Genomic DNA, 19966 nt, shown 5'->3' with positions numbered 1-19966 from the left:
TGGAGCTCGGCCCGTGATTGGGTCGGCAAAGGTCGATGCTCTGCCGGTCCCTTCGTTTTGGCAAGCGCGAAACGTCGCTGCGGTGCGTCGTCGCTGAAACGTGTCTGACTGTTAGCGACCCGGCCGCAGTTCCAGGCTTTCGAGGCCCGCGGCGATGTTGAGTCCGACCTGGCCCTGCACGCTGAGCGGCTGAAGCGCGATCGAATTGTTGGAGCCGCCGACCAGTACGTTGCCTCCTAAGCCGACGCCGACCGACGCGCTGCCTTGCGCGCCGGCATAGTTGCCCGAGAGGTCGCCAGGCCCGAGGCGGTCGACCGGCGCGAACACACCCCACGCCAGCGCCGTCTCCTGGGTGATGCCGAGGTCGAGACCGACTTTGCGAATGGTCGCGACGTAGCGATCCTCGGGCAAGCCCTCGGCCCGCAGCACGCAGCCGAGATTGGTCACTGATCCAACCACGAAGCCGATGCTGGCGCCGCCGCGGCATTCGAGCACGCCGACCCGTACCATCCGCTGCTGCGCGCTCGCACCTGTGACAGACGCGACGAGGCCAAGCGCGGCAAGCCCGGCGAGGAGGAGTGAACGGCGCATGAAAGGTCTCCGGCTATGATGTGATGCGAGCAGAGAAGGCGCCGCACCCGCGGCGCGCGAAGCGTCTATGCCACAATAATCTTGGTGGTTCCAGATCGGACACATCTAAAACCGAATTCGCGGAGGGAGCCCCTCACCCCACCCTCTCCCCGGAAGAACGGGGCGAGGGAGCGAGAGAACCGTGCGCCCCTTACGGTGGAGAATAAGTAGAACGCGCCATCGGGCGCGACTTAATCTCTCCCCGCCCTTCAGCGGGGAGAGGTCGGATTGCGAAGCAATCCGGGTGAGGGGCAAGGCGCAATGCTGACCCAAGCAAGGATCCATCCGACTCGCATGCGAGCATTCGCCCTATCGTTCGAAGCACATAAAAAGGCCCGCCGAAGCGGGCCTTTTCTATTCTTGTCGCGATAGGCTTAGCGCAGGTTGCCGCAGAAGCGCTGGATGCGTTTGCAGGCGTCTTCGAGATCGGAGGTCTTGGTCGCGTAGGAGATGCGGAAGGCCGGACCGAGGCCGAAGGCCGAGCCCTGCACGACCGCGACGCCTTCGCTCTCGAGGAGCTCAGTGACGAACGCCTCGTCGTTTCCGATCACCTTGCCCGACGGTGCGGTCTTGCCGATCGTGCCGGCGCAGGACGGATAGACGTAGAACGCCCCCTCGGGGCGCGGGCACTCGATGCCGTTCGCCTGGTTGAGCATGGAGACGACGAGGTCGCGGCGCTCCTTGAACACCTTGTTGTTCGCGGGGATGAAATCCTGCGGACCGTTCAACGCTTCCACCGAGGCCCACTGCGCGATCGAGCACGGGTTCGAGGTCGACTGCGACTGGATGGTCGACATCGCCTTGATGAGCTGCGCCGGACCGCCGGCATAGCCGATGCGCCAGCCGGTCATGCAGTAGGCTTTCGAGACGCCGTTCACGGTGAGCGTGCGCTCGTAGAGCTTCGGCTCGACCTGCGCGACGGTGGTGAACTGGAAGTCGTCATAGACGAGGTGCTCGTACATGTCGTCGGTCATCACCCAGACATGCGGATGCCTCACCAGCACGTCGGTGAGCGCCTTCAGCTCGGCCTTGGTGTAGGCCGCGCCGGTCGGGTTCGACGGCGAGCACAGGATGACCCATTTGGTCTTCGGCGTGATCGCACGCTCGAGCGCTTCGGCCTGGAGCTTGAAGCCGGCCGCGGCGGTGCAGACCACCGGCACCGGCTCGCCGCCGGCGAGCGCGACCATCTCGGGATAGCTGACCCAATAGGGCGCCGGGATGATCACCTCGTCGCCCGGATTGATGGTCGCCATCAGCGCGTTGTAGAGCACCTGCTTGCCGCCGGTGCCGACGATCACCTGGTTCGGCTTGTAGCTGACGCCGTTCTCGCGCTGAAATTTCGCGATGATCGCTTCCTTCAGCTCGGGGATGCCGTCGACCGCGGTGTACTTGGTCTTGCCGGCTTCGATGGCGCGGATCGCGGCCAACTTGATGTTGGCGGGCGTATCGAAGTCGGGCTCGCCGGCGCCGAGGCCGATGACGTTGCGGCCCGCCGCTTTCAGCGCGCGTGCTTTATCCGTGACCGCGATGGTCGCGGACGGCTTCACACGGTCGAGCGCAGCGGCAAGGAAGGACATCATCATCTCCTGGCGAGCGTCGTGAGCTCTTGGGCGTCACGACTCTGATTGTGGGAATGGATGTACCCTAGGACGGGTGCCGCTGCACCGCAAGAAACTTCGGCCCAATCCGGCAAAAGTTTACGGATCCGAGCCGGAGAGGCCCCGAATTTGGGCAATATTCCTAAACTTTGCTGCCGGAATCGCTTATATCCGGCAAGAATTGTCCTCCGAGCAATTTTGCTCTTTGCCGAACTGCAAGCTGCCATTTCGGCAAGGCCGTGCAACTTGACGATGCGAGGCATCCCGGATCGATTGCGCGGCTGATAACGCAACCATTCGATCCCGGCATGTCATCGCCGGCGCGCAGCGATCGCGGTCTGACGCAAGCGTGATGCGAATTGTTCTGTCGTGTTGAAATGATTTTTTGCGGCGTTGCAGTGCAGTAGCGATTTCAAGTTTTTCTAGCACGCGGCCCTTGCGGCGGATTCGCAACGGCATCATTGTTTAGCCGCGCTGCAGGGCAACAAGCGGCGCATCTTCCCGTCACCGGATCAGAACCTCTCGAATGTACAAGCTCTATTCGATGCAACGCTCCGGCAACAGCTACAAGGTCCGCCTTGCATTGGCGCTGTTGAACGTGCCCTACCAGGCAATCGAGATCGACATTCTGCGCGGAGAGAGCCGCACGCCGGATTTTCTTGCAAAGAATCCTTCTGGCCAGGTGCCGCTGCTCGAGGTCGGCGACGACCGCTACCTCGCCGAGTCCAACGCCATCCTCTGGTACGTGGCCGGCGGCACGCCGCTCGCGCCCGAGCAACGCATCGACCGCGCCGAGGCGCTGCAATGGATGTTCTTCGAGCAGCACGCGCTCGAGCCCAACATCGGCGCAGCCTATTTCTGGTTGTCGCTGGTCAAGGGCGGCCGCGACCTCCAGACCCACGCGCTGGAGGACTGGATGGAGCGTGGCTATGGCGCGCTCCAGGTGATGGAAAACCACCTCAAGACCGCCGAGTATTTTGCTGCGCGTCAGCTCACCGTCGCCGACATCGCGCTCTACGGCTACACCCATCTTGCCGACCGCTGCGACTTCGACCTCTCGACCTTCCCGGCGATCCGGGCCTGGCTGAAGCGGGTCGAGCAGGCGCCCGGCTTCGTGTCGATGGACTGGCGGCCGGCCGATGTCGACGATCCCGCGAGCATCGCCGCGAGCGCCTGAGCGGACTTTAGAATACCGGGCACAACGTTAACTTTTGCCACGATCTCGCCATGTTCGGCGCGATCGCTGCCCAAATGTTGCCGGTTGAAATTGTGACATTGGTTTGCGTCGCGGGTGATTCGCTCGCGCGTTGAAGGATTTAGACCATGGCTCGGGCGTCCGGCATGGTCGGCTTTCAGGGCCGACCTGCCCCCGTCGTCTCTTCCCGGCTGACAGGTGCCGTCGCGGCATCACTCGCGATCGCGGCGCTGTCGCTGTGCGTGATCGTCGCCCTGACGGTAATGACGACCCGGGCGACCATGGCGATGGGGCTTGCGGGCTGACCCTCGTTCCATCCCGGACCACCACTCGGCACTTTCGTTGCCGGCCTGCGCAGACCGGCACCGCGACAGGACATTGATGAAGTCACCGGTGATCATCGTTGCAGCGACCCTGACCGCGGCCATCCTGGTCGCGGCATCGCTGTTGATTTTCGCCGGCACGCGCAAGAACACGGGCTCCTCGACGCTGAACATTCCGGCCGTGCACGGTCAGGTGGTGGCGTGAGGCGCGCACGCCAGCGTAGCGCGCTCGGTCAAACACGCGGCGACTTGGCTTAAAATCCGCAGAAAGCTCTGCGCGCCGCCGCAGCGACGCCTTAAGCATCGCAAGCGAAATCACACCGCAACGATGCAACGATCGGCCAATCTCCGCACGTTAGCTCGTCAGGGAGCAAGACAGGGCCATGCGGTTCGGATGGCGTACGATACCCGGTCCGGCGCTGACGGCAGCGACGGCGCTGCTGGCGCTCCTGCTCGATCGTTATCTTCCCGTCCCCGCACCCGCACCGCTGTTCGTCTGCATCGTTGCCTTTGCCGGCTCGCTCTCCGGCTTCGCCTCCGCCATGGTCAGTGCGACTGTTGCGGTGATAGGCACGGCGCTGTTCTTCCTCAATCACGGTGGCGTGCCGGGCTACACCACGACCGATCTCGTCCGGCTCGGCCTGCTGGCAATCACGGTAGCCGCCACCGCAGGGATTACCGGGCTGATGCGCGAGCGCCTGCTCGACGCCTTTGCGCTGGAGCGCCGGCACTACGCCACGGCGGCGCGCCTGTCGGCGGCGCTCGACCAGGTCGATATCGGCATTGTTTTGCTCGATGCAGAAACCCGCGCCGAGTTCATCAACCGCGCCTTCCGCGACTATTTCTCGCTGCCCGACGAGAAGGCCGAGAGCCGGCCGCCCTTCATCGCGCTGATGTATCACGGCCGCGATACGGGCGCCTTCGAGCTACCGGAAGACGAACTGAGCGCCTTCATCGCCGAGCGCATGGAGATGGTCAGGATCGGCGACGCCACGCCGATCAATATCAAGCTCCGCAATGGCGAGGTGCTGCGCTTCGTCTGCGCCGCGCTGCCCGATGGCGGGCGCATGCTGAGCTACACGCCGGTGACCGACCTCGTCCGCCACACCGATACGCCATCGCGCGCCGATTACTATCGCTCGCTGCGCGATCCCACCGGCCGCAACCTGATCCGTTATTTGCGCGTCGCTGAATAGCGCGATTGATCAGCGCGGCGAACATCCCGTATGAATGAAGGTACTGGCTTTTCGCCTCGCATTCCTCGATCGCGGAATTTTCTCATGTCCCTCACCATTCGGGCCGTCACCCAGCAAGATTACGATCAATGGCTGCCGCTGTGGGACGGTTACAACGTGTTCTACGGCCGCTCGGGTACGACCGCGCTCGCGGGCGAGATCACGCGCATGACGTGGGCGCGCTTCTTCGATGCCTATGAGCCCGTGCATGCGCTGGTCGCCGAAAAGGACGGACAGTTGCTCGGCCTCACGCATTATTTGTTTCACCGCAGCACGACGGCGATCGAGCCGTCCTGCTATCTCCAGGACCTGTTCACGGCGGAAGCCGCGCGCGGCCAGGGCGTCGCCTCGGCGCTGATCTACGCCGTGTACGAGCGCGCGAAGGCCGCGGGCTCGCCCCGCGTCTACTGGCAGACGCATGAGACCAACCTCACCGCGCAGCGCCTCTACGACAAGGTGGCGGAGCGCTCCGGTTTCATCGTTTATCGCAAGATCTTCTGACCCGGGAATTTTGCAACCTGTGGATAAGTGAGGCTGTCACCCGCACGTAACATTGCGGGACTAGGCTCCCGCTTGCGCCTGATCAGGCCCCCCGTCACCGATCAAGCGCCCAAGCGGTCCCCGTCAGTCGCCGCGTCTGACCGGGGCCGCATTTTTTTGTGCGCATGGCAGCACCGCGGCCGTCGCCTTGCTGGTCGAGCGCACGGCCGTCAGAATGGGGCCTCGCCCGCACGTTCCTCTGACAGGACCTCTCATGGAAATCCGCAATCTCGGCGCCTCCGGCCTGCGCGTCTCCGCCGTCGGCATCGGCTGCAACAATTTCGGCCAGCGCACTGATCTGGAGACCTCGCGCAAGGTGATCCACCGCGCGCTCGATCTCGGCATCACCCTGTTCGACACCGCCGACATCTATGCCGGCATGGGCGGCTCGGAGACGGTCTTGGGCAACGTGCTCGGCGACCGCCGCAAGAACATCGTGCTTGCGACCAAGTTTTCCAAGCCCATGGCGAGCGACGGCACCAAGCAGGGTGCCTCGCGCCGCTACATCATGAGCGCCGTCGAGGCGAGCCTGAAGCGGCTGAAAACCGACTATATCGACCTCTACCAGCAGCATGATTACGACCCGCTGACGCCGCTGGAAGAGACGCTGCGCGCGCTCGACGATCTCGTGCGCCAAGGCAAGGTCCGCTACATCGGCAATTCGAACTTCCCGGCCTGGCGTATCGCAGAGGCCGAGTTCACCGCGCGTGCAATGAACGTCGGCCGCTTCATCTCGTGCCAGGACGAATACAGCCTCGTGGTGCGCGACATCGAGAAGGACCTGCTGCCGGCCGCGCAGGAGTACAAGCTTGGCCTCCTGCCGTTCTTCCCGCTGGCGAGCGGTCTTCTGACCGGAAAATACAAGCGCGGCGCGGCGGCGCCTGCCGATACGCGCTTTGCCAAGGCGCCGGCGTTGCGCGACCGCTACGTCACGCCGCGCAACGAGGAAATCGTCGAGAAACTCCAGGCCTTCGCCAAGGCGCGCGGCCATACCATGGTCGAGCTCGCCTTCTCCTGGCTGGCGGCGCGCCCGCAGGTGGCGAGCGTGATCGCAGGCGCCACCCGCGTCGAGCAGGTTGAGGAGAACGTCAAGGCGATCGCCTGGAAGCTCAGCACGGACGAGCTCGCCGAGATCGACGGGATCACCAAAGGCTGACGCTTGGCACCGCGGCGCGCTAAAGCGCGATGAGATTAGGTTGAATCGTCATCGCGCTTTAGGTTGTTGTTTGAGCATGATCTCCGCGCAAACGCGTACCGCGTTTGTCGCGAGGGAAAACCGCTCCACACTTTTCCGGATCATGCTCTATTTCGCGCCGCGCCCCACGGTCTGCATCACCTCAAAGCCTTCGAACTGGGGATGGCCGAGATAGAGCGGCTTGTTGTCGCCGGCTTTGTGATGCGCGGCGCGAAACGCCTCCGACTTGGTCCAGGCCTCGAACGCCGCATAATTCGCCCACACGGTATGCGAGGCATAGAGCGTGTGATCCTCGGCTTCCGGCCCTCTCAGCAGATGAAACTCGATGAAGCCCGGCACCTTGTCCAGATGCGTGTCGCGTGACAGCCACACCTGCTCGAAGGCCTTTTCCGACCCCTTGGCGACACGGAAGCGATTCATGGCGATGTACATTTTTTGATTTCTCCTGACGTAAGGGGAATTCGGCTCTCTCACTCCCTCTCCCCGTTCTTACGGGGAGAGGGTGGGGTGAGGGGCTGCAAAGTTCGGTCTGAATTGTACGCAGAACGCCGTCGATATTGCCGAGGACGTCGTTGTTCCAGAAGCGAAGAATCTTGTAGCCCTTCTCTCTCAGCCGTTCATCTCGGACGGCATCTGCTGCAGATTCATTGTGCTGCCCGCCGTCCACTTCGATGATGAGCCGCTTCTCGCGGCAGACGAAGTCGCAGATGAAGCCGATGATCGGCTCTTGCCGCACAAACTTGTTGCCGTCGATGCGGCGGTTGCGGATACGATTCCAGAGGACTGTCTCTGCGTCGGTCTGATCGACGCATAGTCGACGTGCGAGTCGGATGGACTTCTGATCGTTGCGACGCATTGCCTTGCCCCTCACCCCGATCGCTGCGCGATCCGACCTCTCCCCGCGAAAGAGCGGGGAGAGGTTAAGAAACCAGCCCCCTCATCGGTCTTGCGCTGGCGCTGTCCGGGAACACGGTCTCGGCGAGCACGCGATCGTTCAGGCCGAACTGGTCTTGCAGCACGCCCTTGATCACGGCGCGCAGGTCGGTCGTCGGCTTGAGGTCGCGGCCCTCATAGAGGTTGGCGAGCTTCAGTCCCGGCCAGTCGGAGATCACACGGCCGCCTTTCACGGCGCCGCCGGCGAGCAGCGCGATGGTGCCGGTGCCGTGGTCGGTGCCGTCGGTGCCGTTGATGCGGGCGGTACGGCCGAATTCGGTTGCGACCACCACGACCGTGTCGCGCCAGCGATCCCCCAGGCCGCTTTCGAACTCGGCGAGCGCCCCGTCGAGGCCGCCGAGCAGGAATGCGAGCCGCCCAACCGCACCGCCTTCGTTGGCGTGCGTATCCCAGCCGTCGAACGCGAGTGCGGCGATGCGCGGGCCATCATCGGCCGCCATCAATTTTGCGGCGCCCTTCGCGACCAGGCGCATTTGCGCGACCGCGTTGCCTCCCTTCGGCTTCATGTCGTCGCCGCTTGCGGCCTTCTCGAGCTGCAAGCCTTGCGACAGCGCGGATGCAAGCGCAGGATCGCGGTGACGATAGAGATCGACGAGCCGCATCGCGGTGTCGTCATCGGCCTGCGGCAGCGCGACCGGCGCCCAGCCGACGGTTGGCGCAGCCCCGCGCAGCACCAGCGGCGTGGTCGGTCCAACCGCGAGCCCGCTGGAGACGTGCTCGCCGCGCGGCAGCGCTTCCAGCGCGCGATTGAGCCAGCCGGACTGCACGCGGCCGGGCCCCGCATAGCCGCTTTCGAGCACGTCCTGGCCGTCGAAATGCGAGCGGTCGCGGTAGGGCGTCGACACTGCGTGGATGACCGCGGCATGCTTGTCGCGATACATGCGCGCGAATTCCGGCATCGACGGATGCAGCGCGAAGAACGAATCCAGCAGGAGTGCAGGGTGCTCGCCGTCGCGAGTCAGCGCGATCGAGCCGTGCAGGCCGGCATAATCGGGATCGCCGACCGGCGCGACGGTCGCAAGGCCGTCGAGCGCGCCGCGCAGGATCACTACGATCAGGCGGGGATCGCGACCGTCGGCAGCGCGCGCGAATTTCGGCAAGTAGGCCCAGGCGGCGAAGGAGGCGCCGCCAAGCAGTAGCGCGCGGCGCGAGGTGAGGAGCCGGTTCTCGGCACAATCCATCGTCATCTCCTCTGCAGTTCCGGCGACATCAGGAGCAGCGCCAGTGCCTGCTGGCGCGATTCCGCGCGCTCGATGGTCCGCCGCGTCTCGGTCGAAGCCGCATCCGCCGCGGCAAATCGGGTCTATGTTGTTGCCGAGCCGCGAGCCGATCTGGACGGCGATGTCGAGGCGCAGCTTCATGCCCTCGGGCGCAGCCCAGGCGGCGTTGGTGTCGGGAAATCCGTTCGGCCCGGCCGGCGACCACAGCGGCTGTCCGAGCAGATTGAGGCTATTGAGATATTGTCCGGGATCTTCCGGCACGCGCGCGAGCAGCCTGCCGCTGGCGACCAGGAATTCGTAAGGGCTGCGCATCTTGGTCAGCGGCGCAGTCCACGCCTCGTTGGAATCGACGAGCGCCGTCGCAAGCGCCTTGAGGTCGCCGTCGGTCTTCGTGAATACGTCGCGCAGGCGCGCCACGAGCGCGGGCGGCGGATCGTCCGCAACGAAGTGCCGGGCGAACTTCGTGGCGATGAAGTTCGCGGTCGAGGGATGGCGCGCGATATCGGCGAGCGCCGCTTCGCCCTGCGCGAGCCCCGCCGCGTCATAGGTCTTGCCGAGCAGCCCCTGCGGTCCCGGCTGATGGGCATTGGCGTTGAACACGAAATTGCCGGGCTCGCCCAACCGGCCCTGCGGGCCCGCAAAAGTCCACCCCGTGATGATGCGCGCGAGCGAGGTGACGTCCTCCTGCGTGTAGCCGCCATTCACGCCGAGCGTATGCAGCTCCATGATCTCGCGCGCGAGATTTTCGTTGAGCCCGCGCTTGCGATTCTGGCCCGCGCGTGAATCCGGCCCCAGCGATTGCTGGTTGTCGAGGAAGAACAGCATCGCCGGATGCTGTTCGACAGCCTTCAGCATGTCGGCGAAACGGCCGAGCACATGGGGGCGGATCGCCTCGCGCTCGAACGAGCCGGCCCAGATCCGCGCCAGCTCGCCCTTGGCTGCCGAGATGCAGAAATGGTTGGACCAGAACGCAACCAGGCGCTCGGTGAAGCCGCAATCGGCGAGCGTGGCGCGTTGCAGCCGCGCCAAGGCCTCGCCGCAATCGGCGAGCGTGGCGCGTTGCAGCCGCGCCAAGGCCTCGGCGCGAAACGTCTTCTGGATCACATTCAGCGGCTGCGGCGCAGGCTTTGCGGCGGGCGGCGCCGCATTGGGCTGCATGGCATCAGCGGGTTTTGCCGCCGCATCAGACGCCTTCATCTGCGGCGACTGGCCGGCGATATCCATCGCAACCGCGTTGAGCGACAGGTTGCGGCGCGCTGCGGGCTTCTGATCGGCTGGCGTCGGCGGCGCGCCCTGGGTTTGCGGCGGCGGCCCTTCACCTGGTTTCGCTTCACCAGGTTTCGATTCACCTGGTTTCGATTCACCTGGCGTGCCGGACTTGGCGGCGGCCTCGCGCGCCGCTTTCACCTGCGCCTGATATTCGAACACGGCCTGGCCGAGTTGCGGCGTCGATTGCAGGCCCGGCGCTTCCAGCAGCACGCCATTCGGCCGGCCCAGCTCCGACTTCACGAAACCGCGCGGGTCGGAGGCCGCATTGATGAAATCGCCGGATGCACCGCCGCGCGCGCCGAAACCGAACCGGTTGAGTGCAACGAGTGCGGCTTGCGAATCGCGGGCCATTGTTCTGTCCTTGCACTTCCTTGCGGCATGCGCGCCGACTACTATACCGCCGACAATGATGAACCCGGCATGAAAATGTCAGCGAAGCTTCGGCGCCAACGATGACAAATCGGAAAGAAATCCTCACCGCCCCCGCCGCACCTTTGCGTCAAATCGTGTGTTCCCGCTGCGGCACGGCGTTTTCATGCGCACTCTCGGGCTCTTGCTGGTGCGCCGAGGAGACGGCGCGGCTGCCGATGCCGACCGACGCCGAAGATTGCCTGTGCCGCGATTGTCTGCGCAAGGCGGTCAGTGAGACGGCGAAGGATTCTGGTCGCGAAAACTGATGTGGCCGCCTTAGAACTCCCTTTACCTTCGTCGGCTGGAACCCGCAGCTTCATGCATCTCTTAACCAGACACGGCTAGGTTGTGCGACGTCAATTCGAGTACGCCGCATGAGTCGTTTCATCCTGTTCACCTGCATGGCCTTCGTCACCGCCTTCGTCGGCGTCTCCTGGGCATTGCGTGGATTTCCCACCACCTCCTATTCGCCGATCGGCGAGTTGAAGCCGACGCTCACCGCAACATTCGGCGACGAGAGCGCGAAAGCGTATGAGCGCAAGGCGTGGGAGGCGGAGCACACCGCAATGAGCGACAAGGACCCGAAGCTCGACGCGCTGCGCATGGACGCCTTGCAGGCCGGCACCGCCTACGCCATGTCGCCTTGCGACAGGACGATGAAGGCCAATTTGATCGCGGCCACGTCGGCCTATGCGCGCGGCTACATGAAGATCTACGACTGCCCGAACCCGGCCATGGGTATGTTCTGTAGCGAACAGAAGCGCGACCAGGCCAACGCGGCGTATTCGACGCCGCTCGACGTGCGCGTCAAGGCGGCGCTCGCGGAAGCCTTCGAGCAGAAGGGCGTGGTCAAGGAGGATTTCCCGGAGGACATCCGTTTTGCCGTACTGGCATTCGCCGGCCCCGGCCTGTGGTCTGATCCCTCGCCCGTATGCCTGCCGCGGCAGCGCATGACAGCGAGCCCCAGATGAGCCGCATCTGGTTCGTCGTCTGGGCGATCATCGTTGTGCAGGTCGCGGCGTGGGCGTTTGCGCCGGAGCCGAAGGCCCCGCAAGCACCCGCAAGCGACGGTCCAGGGTATGGCAGCAGCGAGAAATATTCGGTTGACGCCAGAGTGAGCCAGCGTGCCGACGCAATCGCTGCGCTGGAACGTCCCTATGGGGCTCGCTGCACAGACGACGGCCGCAAGCAGTTCATCGGCGGCCTCAACGAATACTACTATCAGCGCCAGAACCAGATGGAGCGCTATCCCGAAACATTCGGCAAGCCCGGCGCTGACTACATCGCCAGGCAATGGTCGACGGGAGAGGACCAGCGCATCGATCGACTGACCCAGGAAGCCTATGCGCAAGGCTATCTGAAGCTGTCGGACCTGAACAACGTCGCACGCAAGATGGTCGAAGCTGTCGTCAGGAACGAGCGCGTGATCGCGAAAGCCTGCGCGGGGTGACCGGCGCTGGCTCTACACCGGGTGTCCCGGCGAGTTCCGTGCCATGCCGTCGAACGCGTCGAGCAGCTTTTCGCGCCAGGCGTAGACGGGGTCGTCCACCTCCAGCAGCTTGAACGGGCTCACCACGCGCGCCCATTGGAATCCGCCGAACACGATGTAGTCGGCATAGTTGGGGGCGCTGCCGCCGAGGAAGGCTTGCGTCTTCAGGGTGAGACGCATGATGTCGAGCGATTTGCGGAAGGCAACGACGGCGGTGTCGCGGCTCGCCATGATCTCCTCCAGCGGCTTGCCGAAGCGCGCTTCACGCGTCCGGCGGAAATAATCCGCATCGACCTGTGCCAGGTTCTTCGGAATGTCGGCGATGATCAACGGAAAGATGCCGCCGACGATCGCGATGTCGCCCCATCCGTTCAGCATCCGCGCCATGGCGCGGCCGCCCTCCCCGCCGAACAGCGACGGACGATCGGGAAAGGTGTCTTCGAGATAGTTGGCAATGGTCCAGGAATCGACGACCGGCCTGTCGTCGTGCAGCAGCACCGGAACCCTTTCCGAGCCGTGCGGCGTGATTGCGGCTTTCTCGGTGAAGCGCCAGGGCAGCGTGTCGGCGGCGAGACCCTTATGCGCAAGCGCCATGCGCGTGCGCCAGCAATACGGACTGAAGGGCCGCCCGGCGTCGGTGCCGACGAGTTCGAAGAGTTTGAGTGACATGAGTGGCCCCGCTGCTGTGATTAGCGGAGAGAGTAACCGTCACCGCAAGGAGCGCAAGTGAAGTAGCAATCCAGATTGCCGCGGCAGCGAAATTCTTGCTTCGCTTTACTCACTGCGCTGGCGTCACTGTGATGGTTCTGACTTCGGTCTTCTGCATGCTCCGGCCGAGCGCGCGCGCCGAGGTCACGGACTTGTCGGTGATCTTGCGCGTCATGCCGTCCTCGACCTCGAGCACAGCGCGCTCGTCGAGCGAGAGCACCATCTGCTTGACGATGTCGTCGATCTGCTGCGGCGTCGCGCTGTTGCCGGCGGCGGCCATCAGCTTCTTCATCAGCGACTGCGTGAACTCCTTCAACGCTGCGGCGTCGTAAGAGGTGGTGTTGACATAGGTGCGCTTGCCGGTGGCAGCATCCGCCTCGGTCAGCTCGAAGCTGGCGTTGGATTTCATCGCACCGCCGCCGAGCGGACTATCGACCGTATCGGTCGAGCGCCTGACCTCGCCCCGCTTCATGCCGGTCACCTGCGCTTTTGCCAGTTGCGGCAAATCTTCGACGTAGCTGGTCGCGGCCTTGTCGGCGTCAACTTCAACGAAGCCCGCCATGATCTGGTTGAGCAGGGCGACAAGCTGCGGCTTGTCCTTGTACGGCTCAGTGAGGCTGCCGGCCATCCTGCGCACGGCGGCCTTGGCCTCATCGAGATTGTCGACACGCACCGGCCTGCCGTGCACATCGGTGGTGACCTTGATCGGGACATCGTCGAGCGCCTTCGCGACGGAACGCACCAGCGGCAGCGTCGGATCGTTGCCCTCGGCCGTGGTGCCGCGATGGACATAGGTGATGCGAAAACCGTCGGCGACCTTCGCATCGAAGGTCATCTCGGCACGCGACTTGAGCAGCGAATTCCGCGTGCCGCCCTCCGCCCTGGCCTCGTCGGTGCTGGTTTCGGTTTCGATGATCCAGCGGCTGCCGACCGGCGGATCGAAGGGACGCTCGGGCGGCTCTGCGGCGCAGGCGGTGTGAAGTGCGAGGGCGGCGAGCGCGGCGGCGAACGTCCCGGCACGGCGGATGGTGTCAAACTGCGGGTGTATCATGCGTCCCTCCAGCCCTTGGTGGTGGTGTGGAGGGAATGGGTTCAATTACCGTCCGTTGACGCGCAAAAACTTTTCGCCGTCCTCCGTCACTACGATGATCAGGCCCATGCCGGGCAGCGTCTCCCGCGCGACATAGCCGCGGTCGGCGGCGTCTTCCCAGATCGTCAGGCGCGGGCAGGAGGTCTTCCAGGTCGAAATCACCTCGGCATAGGCGCGCGGCTCGCGCGCGATCCATTCGACGAAATCGAGCACCAGCGGGTCTGCGCCGTCAGTCATTGCACACCTCCGTTCTCAAAGGCCGCCATCACGGGCGTACGGACCAGAAGCCAGCTCCCATAGGCGATGTAGTAGCAGGCGATCGTGGTGATCAGCCGCGTCGCCCAGACGCGGTATTGCTGGTCGGTCATCGCCTCAAGGAGGCGCCGAGCCAGCGAGGTGCCGAGCATCGAGGCCGCGATCGCGACCCCCGCGAGCACCGGATCGAGCGTCGCCGCCTGATCGATGATGCCGCCGAAATAAAGCAGCTTCGTGAAATGGCTCGCGACCTGGCAGGTCGCTTTCGTCGCCACGATCTCGCGCCGGCCGAACTTGCCGCCGAGGAAGAAGGTGTCCATCAATGGACCCGAAACGCCGGTCATCAGCATCAAACCCATGCAGATCGAGCCGTAGAACGTGCCCTGCCAGATGCTGTCCGGGTTCGGCTTGATTCCTGCCGGCATCATCCGCGCCATGAACGGCGTCACGCCGAGCAGGAGCAGCGCGACCGGCTTGTCCGGCACGTAGCGCGTGATCGACCAGAGCGCCAAGGCCAGCGCGCAGCCGATCAGATAGACGAACACCGGCCGCCAGCGGATATGCGCCCGCCACAGGAACGCGCGCCAGCCGTTCGAGGCCATCTGCGTGATCGCATGCAGCACCATCGCGGTCGGCAGCGGCATCAGCGCCAGCAGCACGCCGATCAGGATCAGCCCGCCCGCCATGCCGAACAGCCCCGACAGGAACGCCGTGGCGACCATCAGTAATCCGAGGGCAGCGATCATGATGGGCGTCACGAGAAAATCTCCAGCGTTGGGCTCTGCGAGTAAGGGACGCAAATTGCTAGTTCTCCCTCGCCCCGCTCTTGCGGGGAGAGGGTGGGGTGAGGGGCTCCTTCCGCGAATTCGGCGCGAGAAGGACTCGCGGAGACTCCCCTCACCCGATCGCTTCGCGATCGACCTCTCCCCGTAAGAACGGGGCGAGGTGAAGTGCAGCACGCGTCGCGAAAATCGGCTTCAAGCTACGTCCATTCTTGTGCCTCGCTTGTGGAACTCACGCAAACTGAGTTATCTTGGCCTGGCATCAGCTTTCCTGAGGGTACGGGGCTTTGCGACGGCTGCTCTTTCTCAACGGCATCAAGGCATTCGAGGCGGCGGCGCGGACCGGCAGCTTTGCCGCGGCAGGCGTCGAGCTGAGCGTCTCCGCCGCCGCGGTCAGCCGCATGGTGCACCTGCTCGAGGAGCGCCTCGGCGTCGCGCTGTTCGAGCGCAAGGCCAACAAGCTCGTGCCGACGCAAGCGGGCCGCGCCTATCAGAGCGGGCTGACACCGATCTTCGATGCGCTGGCAAGCCTCACCGCGCAGGTGACGGCACCCTCCAGCGTGCGCGTGCTCACCATCGGCGTCGGCCACACCTTTGCAATGCGCTGGCTGATCCCGCGTCTTTCCGAGTTCCGCAGCGAGGAGCCGGATATCGAGGTGCGCTTCACCACCGGCGGCGCGGCGGTGCCGTTCGGCGAGGACTGGAGCTGCGGCATCAAGCTCGGCACCGGTGACTGGCCGGGACTGGTCGCCGAGCCGCTGTTCGCCGGCGACCTGACGCCGGTCTGCGTACCTCGCCTGGCCACATCCCTGAAGCGGCCGGCCGACCTCAAGGGCCCGAGCATGATCCGCGTCGCGCATTCGCCGGAGGACTGGCCGCTTTGGCTGAAGGCGGCGAATGTCAGCCGCGTCACCGCGCGCGGGCCCGAGTTCGAGTTCTACGGCCAGGCCTTGCAGGCCGCCGTCGACGGGCTCGGCATCGCGATGGGCATCCGCCCCTATATCGACGACGATCTCGCCGCCGGCCGGCTGGTGGCACCGTTCGACCTCTCGGTGCCCAAGGGCATGCGCTGGTATCTGGTGTATCGCAGCTTCCAGACCGAGCAGCGCGACTTTGCCGCGTTCCGCCGCTGGATCATGCGCACCGCCGCGGAACCTGCCGTGCGCCCACGCAAGGGCGCGCGCCTCGCCGCGCGCGCCTGAGGCGAAAAAGCCGCCTCCGTGTGAACGGCTTCACACGCGCTTTCGCGCGGACGTGGTCTCCTAACCCTCCAACGAGAAATTGGGGACTACGAATGACGACGCTTTACGACGGCTTTGACATCGAATCGTTCGAGGCTGGCAAGGGCCTGTGGCATGCCCGCATCCGGCGAGCCGACTTAAGCCTTCTCGCCATCGACGGCGTGCTGTTTCCGGCAATGGAGGTCGGTTTCGCCTGGCCCGATCCGGAAGCCGCGATCGCCGATGCCAAGCACCATATCGACCGCTTCCGCCGGCGGACGGAGCACGACGACGAGGGATTTTGACCGGGATATTTTTGACACAGCGCGGTGGTAGGGCGAGGACTGAAGTCATGTCGCAGATCGAGTTCGAAGAGACGCAACCGCTGGCCCAATCCTGTCACCGATCCGTGCTGTCGAGCTGCCCGGAATGCGCCGGCGAGCTCGCCGTGCTCCGGGTGATCAGCGGCCGCGCCGGCTGCGAGTACTGGACCATGCGCTGCACCCATTGCGGCGGGATCCATCTCGACATCGTCCCACCGCAAGCGCTGAGCGAAGACGGCGGCTCGCTGCCGGCGGCGTGAGCCTGCTGCCAACCTGCTGTCAGCAGGCTGACCCGAGCAGGGGCATTCGCCCTTTCCTGTGCGGCGGACTCGTCCCATATTCGGAGGATGGCGAAGAAACCTGCTCCCCCCGAAAAATCCGTCAAAACCCCGAAATCCAAAGCACATCGGCCCGACGTGCAGCCGATCGCGCCGGCACTGGCCGAACTGCTCAATCCCGCGATCAATCGCGGCGAGAGCGGCATCGGCTCGTCCACGGGGCTGCAGCCGCCGCCGGACAATTCGCGCGACCGCCGCGCCGGCGGCGAGGCCGCCGCACATCGCGCACGAGCGTCGACGCCGAAGGATTTTCCGGCCGATCGCCCCGCGGGGTTGGAGGAAGCGCCGCAGGCTAATTATGGCACCGCCGCGACCGTGCCGTTCCTCGATCCGGAACTGGCCCGTCAGCTCGGACTGCCCACGGAGGAGGATGACGCGGAAGCCCTGGCGCGTCCCCCGCGCAGCAAGATGGAGGCGCTTGGCGTCAAGGCCACCGCGGACGCGCTGGAGACGCTGATCCGCGAGGGACGACCGGAGTTCCGCAAGGACGACGGCTCCATGAAGGTGTGGACGCCGCACCGGCCGCCGCGCCCGGAAAAGTCCGAAGGCGGCGTGCGCTTCGAGATCAAGTCGGAATACCAGCCCAAGGGCGATCAGCCGACCGCGATCGCCGAGCTCGTCGAAGGCGTCGAGCGCAACGATCGCTCGCAGGTGCTGCTCGGCGTCACCGGCTCGGGCAAGACCTACACGATGGCAAAGGTGATCGAGGCGACGCAGCGCCCTGCCCTGATCCTGGCGCCGAACAAGACGCTCGCCGCCCAGCTCTATGGCGAGTTCAAGAATTTCTTCCCCGACAACGCGGTCGAATATTTCGTCTCGTATTACGACTATTACCAGCCCGAAGCCTACGTCCCGCGCACCGACACCTATATCGAGAAGGATTCGTCGATCAACGAGCAGATCGATCGCATGCGCCATTCGGCGACGCGCGCGCTGCTCGAACGCGACGACGTCATCATCGTCGCCTCGGTGTCCTGCATCTACGGTATCGGTTCGGTCGAGACCTATACCGCGATGACCTTCGCGCTGAAGAAGGGCGAGCGCATCGACCAGCGCCAGCTCATCGCCGACCTCGTCGCGCTGCAATACAAGCGCACGCAGGCCGACTTCACCCGCGGCACTTTTCGTGTTCGAGGTGATGTGATCGACATCTTCCCGGCGCACTATGAGGACCGCGCCTGGCGCGTGAATCTGTTCGGCGACACTATCGAGAACATCGAAGAGTTCGACCCGCTCACCGGCCACAAGCAGGACGAGCTCGAATTCATCAAGATGTACGCCAACTCGCATTATGTGACGCCGCGCCCGACGCTGGTGCAGGCAATCAAGTCGATCAAGTTCGAGCTGAAGCAACGGCTCGACCAGCTCCACGACCAGGGGCGCCTGTTAGAAGCGCAGCGGCTGGAGCAGCGCACCACCTTCGATCTCGAGATGATGGAAGCGACGGGAAGCTGCGCCGGCATCGAGAACTATTCGCGCTACCTGACCGGACGCCGTCCCGGCGAGCCGCCGCCGACGCTGTTCGAATACGTGCCCGACAACGCGCTGATCTTCGCCGACGAGAGCCACGTCACCATCCCGCAGATCGGCGCCATGTTCCGCGGCGACTTCCGCCGCAAGGCAACGCTCGCCGAATACGGCTTCCGTCTGCCCTCCTGCATGGACAACCGCCCCTTGCGGTTCGAGGAGTGGGACATGATGCGGCCGCAGACGGTCGCCGTCTCGGCGACGCCCTCGGGCTGGGAGCTCAACGAGAGCGGCGGCGTATTCGTCGAGCAGGTGATCCGTCCCACCGGCTTGATCGATCCGCCCGTCGACATCCGCCCGGCGCGCACGCAGGTCGACGACCTCGTCGGCGAGGTCCGCGTCACCGCGCAGGCCGGCTATCGCTCACTGATCACGGTGCTCACAAAACGCATGGCGGAGGACCTCACCGAATATCTGCACGAGCAGGGCATTCGCGTGCGCTACATGCACTCGGATATCGATACCATTGAGCGCATCGAGATCATCCGCGATTTGCGACTCGGCGCCTTCGACGCGCTGGTCGGCATCAACCTCTTGCGCGAGGGGCTCGACATTCCCGAATGCGCACTGGTCGCGATCCTCGACGCCGACAAGGAAGGTTTTCTGCGCAGCGAGACCTCGCTGATACAGACCATCGGCCGCGCCGCGCGCAACGTCGACGGCAAGGTGATCCTCTATGCCGACCAGATGACCGGCTCGATGGAGCGCGCGATCGCCGAGACCAACCGCCGCCGCGAGAAGCAGGTCGAGTACAACAACGCCAACGGCATCACGCCGGAGAGCGTGAAGAAACAGATCGGCGACATCCTCAACTCCGTCTACGAGCGCGACCACGTGCTGGTCGAGGTCGGCGGCCACGACATGACCGACGACGTCATCTCGATCGGCCACAACTTTGAAGCCGTGCTCGCTGACCTCGAAACCCGCATGCGCGAGGCCGCCGCCGACCTGAACTTCGAGGAGGCCGCGCGCCTGCGCGACGAGGTCAAGCGCCTGCGCGCCACCGAGCTTGCGGTGGTCGACGATCCCACCGCGAAGCAGCGCACAGTGCAGGGCAAGGCCGGCGCCTATGCCGGCACCAGGAAATACGGCGACGCCGCCAACCTCCCGGTCAGCGCCATGAAGAAGAGGACGGTGGGCTCCGCGATCAAGGCCAGCGGCAGCAGCGGCTCAAAGGTCCACAAGCCGCATCTCGACGAGATGCACGGCCCGGAGTCGCTGCCTTATCGCGAGAGCCGCGCGCTGCCGTCAAAGCCGTTCGGCAGCACGAGCCGGATCATCCAGCCCACCGACTCGCGGCAGTCGGGCCCGGAGTTCGGGCCAGCGCCGAAGTCGACGGGAGGAGCGCCGGGGCGAAGGGGTGGGTGGAAGAAGAGGTAGGTTGGGCGCTCGCATTCTACCCAAGAAGCAAGAGACGCGATGGATTCCGGGCTCGCCGCTTTGCGGCGCCCCGGAATGAAGACGAGAGATTGCCGCCTCCCCGCACGCATTGCCGCGCCAAGCCGATAACGACACATCGTCTCCACTTTGCATGCGCTGCTTGCACACACGCTTGTGAAGCCAGAGTGTGACCAGTCGGCTTGCCGGTGTGACCTACTTCACCTGACGATTTCCACGTTTCAATTACGAATTGCCGGGGTGGACATTTTAGAGGAGTGATAGAC

The 19966-nt window shown here is 64.7% G+C and carries 20 protein-coding genes and 2 pseudogenes; 12 read left to right on the top strand and 10 right to left on the bottom strand.

Annotation, left to right across the window (positions count from 1 at the left end; all coding sequences use genetic code 11):
• Positions 1–111: 111 nt before the first annotated feature.
• Both Q2941_RS06065 and Q2941_RS06060 read right to left on the bottom strand, forming a co-directional pair.
• Entirely contained in the window at positions 112–591 is a 480-nt protein-coding gene (locus Q2941_RS06065) for a DUF992 domain-containing protein (protein WP_027523138.1), read from the bottom strand.
• A 413-nt stretch (positions 592–1004) separates the two neighbouring features.
• A complete protein-coding gene (locus Q2941_RS06060; RefSeq protein WP_027523137.1) occupies positions 1005–2207 on the bottom strand; it encodes a pyridoxal phosphate-dependent aminotransferase in 1203 nt (400 codons plus the stop codon).
• Positions 2208–2754: 547 nt separating this feature from the next.
• Here Q2941_RS06060 and Q2941_RS06055 point away from each other — a divergent pair.
• The 6 genes from Q2941_RS06055 to Q2941_RS06030 all read left to right on the top strand — a co-directional run bounded on the left by Q2941_RS06055 (position 2755) and on the right by Q2941_RS06030 (position 6677).
• The gene (locus tag Q2941_RS06055; RefSeq protein ID WP_027523135.1) at positions 2755–3405 is read left to right on the top strand and encodes a glutathione S-transferase family protein; all 651 of its coding nucleotides are present in this window, start codon (positions 2755–2757) and stop codon (positions 3403–3405) included.
• 146 nt (positions 3406–3551) lie between these two features.
• Positions 3552–3728 (top strand): hypothetical protein, encoded by a 177-nt coding sequence (locus Q2941_RS06050; protein WP_198031759.1) that lies wholly within the window; start codon positions 3552–3554, stop codon positions 3726–3728.
• 76 nt (positions 3729–3804) lie between these two features.
• Positions 3805–3951 carry a hypothetical protein gene (locus tag Q2941_RS06045; protein WP_198031758.1) on the top strand — a complete coding sequence of 49 codons (147 nt, stop codon included), beginning with the start codon at positions 3805–3807 and terminating at the stop codon, positions 3949–3951.
• 178 nt (positions 3952–4129) lie between these two features.
• Positions 4130–4942 (top strand): PAS domain-containing protein, encoded by an 813-nt coding sequence (locus Q2941_RS06040; protein WP_458191928.1) that lies wholly within the window; start codon positions 4130–4132, stop codon positions 4940–4942.
• An 84-nt stretch (positions 4943–5026) separates the two neighbouring features.
• Positions 5027–5482, top strand: coding sequence for a GNAT family N-acetyltransferase (locus Q2941_RS06035; RefSeq protein ID WP_458191927.1), 456 nt, complete (start codon positions 5027–5029; stop codon positions 5480–5482).
• Between the two features lie 253 nt (positions 5483–5735).
• On the top strand, positions 5736–6677 hold the full coding sequence (locus Q2941_RS06030; protein ID WP_458191926.1) for an aldo/keto reductase: 942 nt from the start codon (positions 5736–5738) through the stop codon (positions 6675–6677).
• Between the two features lie 147 nt (positions 6678–6824).
• On the opposite strand, the gene hmuQ is transcribed toward Q2941_RS06030, so the two are convergent.
• The 4 genes and pseudogenes from hmuQ to Q2941_RS06010 form a co-directional block, all read right to left on the bottom strand.
• Positions 6825–7148 (bottom strand): heme-degrading protein HmuQ, encoded by a 324-nt coding sequence (hmuQ, locus tag Q2941_RS06025; RefSeq protein ID WP_027523131.1) that lies wholly within the window; start codon positions 7146–7148, stop codon positions 6825–6827.
• A 148-nt stretch (positions 7149–7296) separates the two neighbouring features.
• A pseudogene (locus tag Q2941_RS06020) lies at positions 7297–7572 on the bottom strand (endonuclease domain-containing protein); the annotation flags it as partial.
• Positions 7573–7636: 64 nt separating this feature from the next.
• Entirely contained in the window at positions 7637–8857 is a 1221-nt protein-coding gene (locus Q2941_RS06015; RefSeq protein WP_458191975.1) for a DUF1501 domain-containing protein, read from the bottom strand.
• An 87-nt stretch (positions 8858–8944) separates the two neighbouring features.
• Positions 8945–10510 (bottom strand): annotated as a pseudogene (locus Q2941_RS06010) (DUF1800 domain-containing protein); the annotation flags it as partial.
• Between the two features lie 434 nt (positions 10511–10944).
• Here Q2941_RS06010 and Q2941_RS06005 point away from each other — a divergent pair.
• Together Q2941_RS06005 and Q2941_RS06000 are read left to right on the top strand one after the other, a co-directional pair.
• On the top strand, positions 10945–11541 hold the full coding sequence (locus Q2941_RS06005; RefSeq protein ID WP_458191925.1) for a hypothetical protein: 597 nt from the start codon (positions 10945–10947) through the stop codon (positions 11539–11541).
• Positions 11538–12020 (top strand): hypothetical protein, encoded by a 483-nt coding sequence (locus Q2941_RS06000; RefSeq protein WP_458191924.1) that lies wholly within the window; start codon positions 11538–11540, stop codon positions 12018–12020. Before Q2941_RS06005 ends, Q2941_RS06000 begins: the two co-directional genes overlap by 4 nt.
• Before the next feature lie 12 nt (positions 12021–12032).
• Here the strand turns inward: Q2941_RS06000 and Q2941_RS05995 are convergent, their stop codons facing one another.
• From Q2941_RS05995 to Q2941_RS05980, 4 genes are all read right to left on the bottom strand, one after another.
• The gene (locus tag Q2941_RS05995) at positions 12033–12728 is read right to left on the bottom strand and encodes a glutathione S-transferase family protein (protein WP_458191923.1); all 696 of its coding nucleotides are present in this window, start codon (positions 12726–12728) and stop codon (positions 12033–12035) included.
• 109 nt (positions 12729–12837) lie between these two features.
• Positions 12838–13818, bottom strand: a complete 981-nt coding sequence (locus tag Q2941_RS05990; protein ID WP_458191922.1) for a hypothetical protein — start codon at positions 13816–13818, stop codon at positions 12838–12840.
• Positions 13819–13863: 45 nt separating this feature from the next.
• Positions 13864–14094 carry a hypothetical protein gene (locus Q2941_RS05985; protein ID WP_458191921.1) on the bottom strand — a complete coding sequence of 77 codons (231 nt, stop codon included), beginning with the start codon at positions 14092–14094 and terminating at the stop codon, positions 13864–13866.
• Positions 14091–14870 (bottom strand): sulfite exporter TauE/SafE family protein, encoded by a 780-nt coding sequence (locus Q2941_RS05980; protein WP_027523122.1) that lies wholly within the window; start codon positions 14868–14870, stop codon positions 14091–14093. The genes Q2941_RS05985 and Q2941_RS05980 overlap by 4 nt, the downstream gene beginning before the upstream one ends.
• A gap of 311 nt (positions 14871–15181) precedes the next feature.
• On the opposite strand from Q2941_RS05980, the gene Q2941_RS05975 reads away from it, so the two are divergent.
• The 4 genes from Q2941_RS05975 to uvrB all read left to right on the top strand — a co-directional run bounded on the left by Q2941_RS05975 (position 15182) and on the right by uvrB (position 19682).
• Complete coding sequence (locus Q2941_RS05975; protein ID WP_458191920.1) at positions 15182–16096, top strand: LysR substrate-binding domain-containing protein; 915 nt, start codon at positions 15182–15184, stop codon at positions 16094–16096.
• Positions 16097–16188: 92 nt separating this feature from the next.
• A complete protein-coding gene (locus tag Q2941_RS05970) occupies positions 16189–16419 on the top strand; it encodes a hypothetical protein (protein ID WP_027523120.1) in 231 nt (76 codons plus the stop codon).
• A gap of 47 nt (positions 16420–16466) precedes the next feature.
• Positions 16467–16697 carry a hypothetical protein gene (locus Q2941_RS05965; protein ID WP_254110928.1) on the top strand — a complete coding sequence of 77 codons (231 nt, stop codon included), beginning with the start codon at positions 16467–16469 and terminating at the stop codon, positions 16695–16697.
• Positions 16698–16784: 87 nt separating this feature from the next.
• Entirely contained in the window at positions 16785–19682 is a 2898-nt protein-coding gene (uvrB, locus tag Q2941_RS05960) for an excinuclease ABC subunit UvrB (RefSeq protein WP_458191919.1), read from the top strand.
• The last annotated feature ends 284 nt before the right edge of the window (positions 19683–19966 follow it).

The organism is Bradyrhizobium sp. UFLA05-153 (assembly GCF_054185185.1).
Note: the sequence above shows the minus strand (reverse complement) of the source record. Positions and strands in the feature narration are given on the sequence as shown.